A 1,916-nucleotide genomic window follows, 5' to 3' on the forward strand; every position below is an offset into this window, starting at 1 on the left:
TCATGAAGCGCAAGCTGAAGAAGGTCCAGTACCGCCCGCACCTGCTCGACGGCTGCCTCGCCGAGACCGGCCTGATCATCGAGCCACCTTGACCAACCCACCCGCCATCACGAGTTCAACCTCAGTACTCGGTGCTGTTGAACGCCTGAGTCTCATCGCGAAGGTTGGTGACGAGGCCCGGGGCAGCGATGCCAAGGGGGTGTGTGAAGGCTTCTGCGGCTGCCTCTTGGGAGATTGCCGGATCCGTGCCGGGCCAGAGGTGGGTCAGCAGGAGTCGGGCGGCGCCCGCCTGGTGGGCGTACTGGCCGGCCAGTCGTGCGGTCAGCAGGTAGGGTGCGTTGGCGGTTGGCACCTGGCGGATGTACGTGGCTTCCGACAGGAACAGGTCGGCACCCTGGGCGAGGCGCGGGATGTCGGGGCTGGGTCCCGTGTCGCCGGTGTAGGCGAGTACGGCCTCGGGGGTGGCGAGCCGGATGCCGACATTGGGGACGAAGTGCGGCAGGAGCCAGGTGTCGGTGGTGAAGGGGCCGATGTCGAACCGGTCGCCGGGGCCGAACTCGTGGAGGTGGTATGCCTTGGCGAGCATGCTCGGTTTGTCGAGCGCGAGAACGGCATCGACCGCTCCGTGCGGGGCGTAAACGGGTAGGGCCGGCGGCGGATCATCGCTCAGCCCGCGGGCCCGGAGCAGCGGATTGAGGTCGGCGCAGTGGTCGGGGTGCCCGTGGCTGACCAGCACGGCGTCGACCGCGTCCACGGTGCTGTGGTGGAGCAGGGACGGCAGCGTGGCAAATCCGGGGTCGATGAGCAGGCGGAATCCTGCGTACTCGACGAGGTAGCCGCTGCATGCCTGGACCGCTGTGGGCCACGCACCGCAGCCACCGAGAACCGTCAGTTGCATGGCACGAGACCCTAGTGGCTTTGTAACTGAGGGTGGGCGATTTCCGAGCACGGGGGGGCGGGCATGGTCGGGACTTTGATCCCGGAGACTTTGTGGGAGCTGTTCCAGCGGGTGGTGCCTCCGGCTCCGAGGCGACCGCAGGGTGGTGGACGACGGCGGCACGGGGACCGGGAGGCCTGGCCGCGATCAACTTCGTGGCCGCATCGGGCTGCACGTGGCAGCGGCTTCCGCGGGTGTTCGGTCCGTCGGGCGCGACTGCTCACCGCCGTTTCACGGAGTGGAGTCGGGCCCGGGTATGGGCGAAGCCGCACCGTCTGATCCTGGACGGGCTCTGCTCGCGCGGCGAGTTGGACCGGTCGGGATGCGCGATCGACTGCTACCGCAGACTCACCGAATGAGCCGCCTTCTAAGAAAGGCCGCCGAGCCGGGACCCGACGGCCTATCCGGAGGGAGGCGCCCCACGGCCTAGGGAGCGCCACCGGCGTCAAGCTAGCAAGACCCCCGTGCCCACCGCACTGTTCCCGAAGCACTTTCACCCGGTAGTGCGAAAATCCGCTGATCCAGCCAACTCGCCCACCAGTCAGCCACTAACGTCACCGGTGGCGCACTCGCTGCGCCTCCCTCCACGGACTTGCGTCCGGGCCCCACGTCCTCGGGGCCCGGCCCGAATCCAAAGGAGAGCCGCCGAGCCGGGTTCTTCGGCGGCGCGTCCGGAGGGAGGCGCCGATGGGGCGTCACCGAAAGCAACCACGTCACGAACGGATCGCAGCGGGAATCGCAGCAGTGATCCGCGAGTTCGGGAGGTGGTTGTGCGGCCGGTGACCCGGCGATCCCCATATCCGGTGGGGACCGACGGGTAGGCCGTTCTTCGGTCGGGCCCTCGTCACGGATTCACCGTCCGTGGCGGGGGCCCTCTTTGGTGCGGCCGGTGACCCGGCGATCCCCAGTTCTGGTAGGGACCGACGCCCGCTCGCCGCCAGCCGAACATCAAGCTAGCAAAGGCCCGCCACCCCCGCAC

The 1,916-nt window shown here is 68.7% G+C and carries 1 protein-coding gene and 1 pseudogene; one reads left to right on the forward strand and one right to left on the reverse strand.

Annotation, left to right across the window (positions count from 1 at the left end; all coding sequences use genetic code 11):
* Window positions 1-121: 121 nt before the first annotated feature.
* A complete protein-coding gene (locus K6I34_RS36390) occupies window positions 122-898 on the reverse strand; it encodes an MBL fold metallo-hydrolase (protein ID WP_229332302.1) in 777 nt (258 codons plus the stop codon).
* Between the two features lie 63 nt (window positions 899-961).
* On the opposite strand from K6I34_RS36390, the pseudogene K6I34_RS36395 reads away from it, so the two are divergent.
* Window positions 962-1,272 (forward strand): annotated as a pseudogene (locus K6I34_RS36395) (transposase); the annotation flags it as partial.
* Window positions 1,273-1,916 lie beyond the last annotated feature (644 nt).

The organism is Streptomyces sp. UNOC14_S4 (assembly GCF_020740835.1).
Classification (GTDB): Bacteria; Actinomycetota; Actinomycetes; order Streptomycetales; family Streptomycetaceae; genus Streptomyces.